The organism is Mycobacterium sp. (assembly GCF_049802695.1).
Taxonomy (GTDB): Bacteria; Actinomycetota; Actinomycetes; order Mycobacteriales; family Mycobacteriaceae; genus Mycobacterium.
In genome coordinates this window covers 1-3,330 of sequence record NZ_JBARMY010000511.1, presented here as the reverse complement: position 1 = coordinate 3,330, position 3,330 = coordinate 1, and the positions used below count along the sequence as shown (strand labels likewise).

The following is a 3,330-nucleotide window of genomic DNA, read 5'->3' as shown; positions in this document are numbered from 1 at the left end:
CGATGAGCCGGGAGTGGCGGCGGGCCGCGCGCTGGCGGCCTGGGCGGCGCGCAACCGCCAATTGGCCAGCCAGTGGTACATGCCGTCCAGGCAGTACGGATCGTCGAGTTGCGCCATCACCACCGGCGTCATTCCCAGCGTGACCAGCCGGTGCCGGTCCTCGCCGGCCAGCGCGTGCAGCACCCGCAGCAGCGGCAGGTAGGCAGCGGACCAGGACTGGTAGAGCCACTCCTCGCCGACCGGCCAGCGGCCGTGGTGCGCCAGCCACGGCAGGTGAGTGTGTAACACGAGGGTGAAAAGACCCGGCACCCGCTCACCGGTTGGCTGGCTCACGGCCGCACCGCAATCGCCACCAGGTCGAGGCTGTCATCGATGCGACGGCTGTCGTCCGGGTCGTCGGACGCGACCACGTCGAAGTCGGCCGCGATCACCGAGGCCACATCGGTCAACAGGTCGGCCGGCCACGGCTGGTCGGCGATCGCCCGGGCGATCTGGGCATCGATGATCGAGCCGCCGTGCCGGGCGTCCAATTCCAGCAGTCGGGGCCCATGAAAAACCCCGTACACCCCGTCCATCGCGAATCCGCCGTCGGCCAGCAGTTCGATCAACTCGTCGGGGCTGAGCTCGCGGGTGTGGAAGGGATTGATCGGTGTGTCGCGACCGGGGGAGAAGGTGATCCGGTTGGGTGTCGACACCATCAGCAGGCCCGACGGCCGCAGCACCCGGGCGCACTCCCGGACGAACCCGGGCTGGTCCCACAAGTGTTCGATGACCTGGAAGTTGACGACGACGTCGACCGAGCCGTCGGCCAGCGGCAGCTCGGTCAAGTTGGCGTGCATGACTTCGACTGCGGGGTAGCGGGCACGCACGTGGGCCACGGTGGCGGCGTCGTAATCCACGGCGATCACCCGGCGCGCGACGCCGGCGATCAAGTCGGCACCGTATCCCTCCCCGCAACCGGCCTCCAGCACGTCGCGGCCCGCGCAGTGCTCGGTCAACCGCTGATAGACCACTTCATGGCGGCGAAACCAGTAGTTCTCCACCTCGAGGCCGGGCACGGTGCGCTCGCCGGTCAGCATCAACACCGCATCGGCGCCTAGCGGGTCGTCGACGTGAGGGTTATCGGGGACGAATGCGGTCATTGGACAGCAGGCTATCCCGTGGCGCCGGGCGGGCGAACGGGTCTTCGCCGACCCGGGCGAAGTCGCAGCCTGTAGGGGATGTGGGCCCGGCGACAACCAGGGGAGGAGGCGGCGATCAGCCGAGCCGACCCGCTATGGTGGAGGAGCGGACCGCAATAAGTTACCGGCTAGTAACATGCGAATTGCGGACGCATAGACGTACCAAAAGTTCTGCCGCGGAATGCGGCAGGGCTCCCTCGAGGAGGATAGACCACAACAATGACGAACATCGTGGTTCTGATCAAGCAGGTGCCGGACACCTGGTCGGAACGCAAACTGTCCGACGGCGACTACACCCTGGACCGTGAGGCCGCCGACGCGGTACTCGACGAGATCAATGAGCGCGCCGTCGAAGAGGCGCTGCTGATTCGGGAGAAGGAAGCCGCCGGCGGCGCCGAGGGATCGGTAACTCTGCTGACCGCCGGCCCGCAGCGCGCCACCGAGGCGATCCGCAAAGCCCTGTCAATGGGCGCCGACAAGGCGGTTCATCTGCTCGACGACGGGCTGCACGGCTCCTGCGTCGTGCAGACGGGCTGGGCGCTGGCCCGCGCGCTGGGCACCATCGAGGGCACCGACCTGGTGATCGCCGGCAACGAGGCCACTGACGGCGCGGGCGGTGCGGTGCCTGCTGTCATCGCCGAGTACCTGGGCCTGCCGCAACTGACCCACGTGCGCTCGCTGGCTGTCGAGGGCGGCAAGATCACCGGCGAGCGGGAAACCGACGACGGTCTGTTCACTCTCGAGGCGTCGCTGCCCGCCGTGGTGAGCGTCAACGAGAAGATCAACGAGCCGCGCTTCCCGTCGTTCAAAGGCATCATGGCCGCCAAGAAGAAGGAAGTGACCACACTCTCGCTCGCCGACATCGGCGTCGAGCCCGACGAGGTGGGCCTGGCCAACGCCGGTTCGACCGTGCTGGAGGCAACCCCCAAACCGCCCAAAACAGCCGGCGAGAAGGTCGCCGACGAGGGCGACGGCGGCAGCAAGATCGCCGAGTATCTGGTCGGTCAGAAACTCATCTGACGCGTGCACCGCACGAACACCGATCACCTTTGACACTTACTCCGACACTGGAAAGACGCGAAGCAACCCATGGCTGAAGTACTGGTACTGGTCGAGCACGCTGAAGGCGCGCTGAAGAAAGTCACCACCGAACTGCTCACCGCCGCCCGCAAACTGGGCGAGCCCTCCGCCGTCGTGGTCGGTGCGCCCGGCACCGCCGAACCGCTGGTCGACGGGCTGAAGACGGCCGGCGCCGAGAAAATCTACATCGCCGAGTCAGACACCGTGGACAACTACCTGGTCACGCCGTTCGTCGACGTGCTGGCCTCGCTGGCCGAATCGGCCACCCCGGCCGCCGTCCTGCTGGCCGCCAGTGCCACCGGCAAAGAGGTGGCGGGCCGGTTGGCTGCCCGGATCGGTTCGGGGCTGCTGGTCGACGTGGTCGACGTGCAGGAGGGCGGCAAGGCCGTGCACTCCATCTTCGGCGGCGCGTTCACCGTCGAGGCGCAGGCCAACGGTGACACCCCGGTGATCACCGTGCGGGCCGGGGCGATCGACGCCGAACCCGCTGACGGCGCCGGCGAGCAGGTCACCGTAGAGGTGCCCGAGCCCGCCGAGAACGCCACCAAGATCACCGACCGCCAGCCCGCAGTCGCCGGTGACCGCCCGGAGCTGACCGAGGCCACGATCGTGGTCTCCGGCGGCCGTGGTGTGGGCAGCGCCGAGAAGTTCAGCGTGGTCGAGGACCTGGCCGACTCGCTCGGAGCGGCCGTGGGCGCGTCCCGCGCCGCGGTGGACTCCGGCTACTACCCGGGCCAATTCCAGGTGGGTCAGACCGGTAAGACGGTGTCGCCGCAGCTGTACATCGCGCTGGGCATCTCCGGAGCGATTCAGCACCGCGCCGGCATGCAGACGTCGAAGACCATCATCGCGGTGAACAAAGACGAAGAGGCGCCGATCTTCGAGATCGCCGACTACGGGGTGGTCGGCGACTTGTTCAAGGTGGCTCCGCAACTCACCGAGGCGGTCAAGACCCGCAAGGGCTGAGGAGTTCCGCCGGCCGCAACGGCGCGAGCTGGCTCGCCGCTGCCAGACCGCGGTGCGCACGTCGGCGGCGCCGCAGCAAAGTGACCGCCAGGCACTGTCGGCC

At 68.2% G+C, this 3,330-nt stretch carries 3 protein-coding genes and 1 pseudogene; 2 read left to right on the top strand and 2 right to left on the bottom strand.

Features of this window, described 5'->3' with window-relative positions:
- A pseudogene (locus WA317_RS20245) lies at positions 1–333 on the bottom strand (1,4-alpha-glucan branching protein); the annotation flags it as partial.
- Positions 330–1,142 (bottom strand): class I SAM-dependent methyltransferase, encoded by an 813-nt coding sequence (locus WA317_RS20240; RefSeq protein ID WP_425174727.1) that lies wholly within the window; start codon positions 1,140–1,142, stop codon positions 330–332. The pseudogene WA317_RS20245 and the gene WA317_RS20240, both read right to left, overlap by 4 nt.
- Positions 1,143–1,400: 258 nt before the next feature.
- Between WA317_RS20240 and WA317_RS20235 the strand changes: the two genes are divergently transcribed.
- Together WA317_RS20235 and WA317_RS20230 are read left to right on the top strand one after the other, a co-directional pair.
- On the top strand, positions 1,401–2,201 hold the full coding sequence (locus WA317_RS20235) for an electron transfer flavoprotein subunit beta/FixA family protein (RefSeq protein WP_425174726.1): 801 nt from the start codon (positions 1,401–1,403) through the stop codon (positions 2,199–2,201).
- Between the two features lie 69 nt (positions 2,202–2,270).
- The gene (locus WA317_RS20230; protein ID WP_425174725.1) at positions 2,271–3,227 is read left to right on the top strand and encodes an electron transfer flavoprotein subunit alpha/FixB family protein; all 957 of its coding nucleotides are present in this window, start codon (positions 2,271–2,273) and stop codon (positions 3,225–3,227) included.
- The last annotated feature ends 103 nt before the right edge of the window (positions 3,228–3,330 follow it).

Bases quoted from the DNA above. Each gene is read 5' to 3' on its own strand.
- WA317_RS20230 (WP_425174725.1), top strand. From the start codon at position 2,271: ATGGCTGAAGTACTGGTACTGGTCGAGCACGCTGAAGGCGCGCTGAAG.
- WA317_RS20240 (WP_425174727.1), bottom strand. From the start codon at position 1,142: ATGACCGCATTCGTCCCCGATAACCCTCACGTCGACGACCCGCTAGGC.
- WA317_RS20235 (WP_425174726.1), top strand. From the start codon at position 1,401: ATGACGAACATCGTGGTTCTGATCAAGCAGGTGCCGGACACCTGGTCG.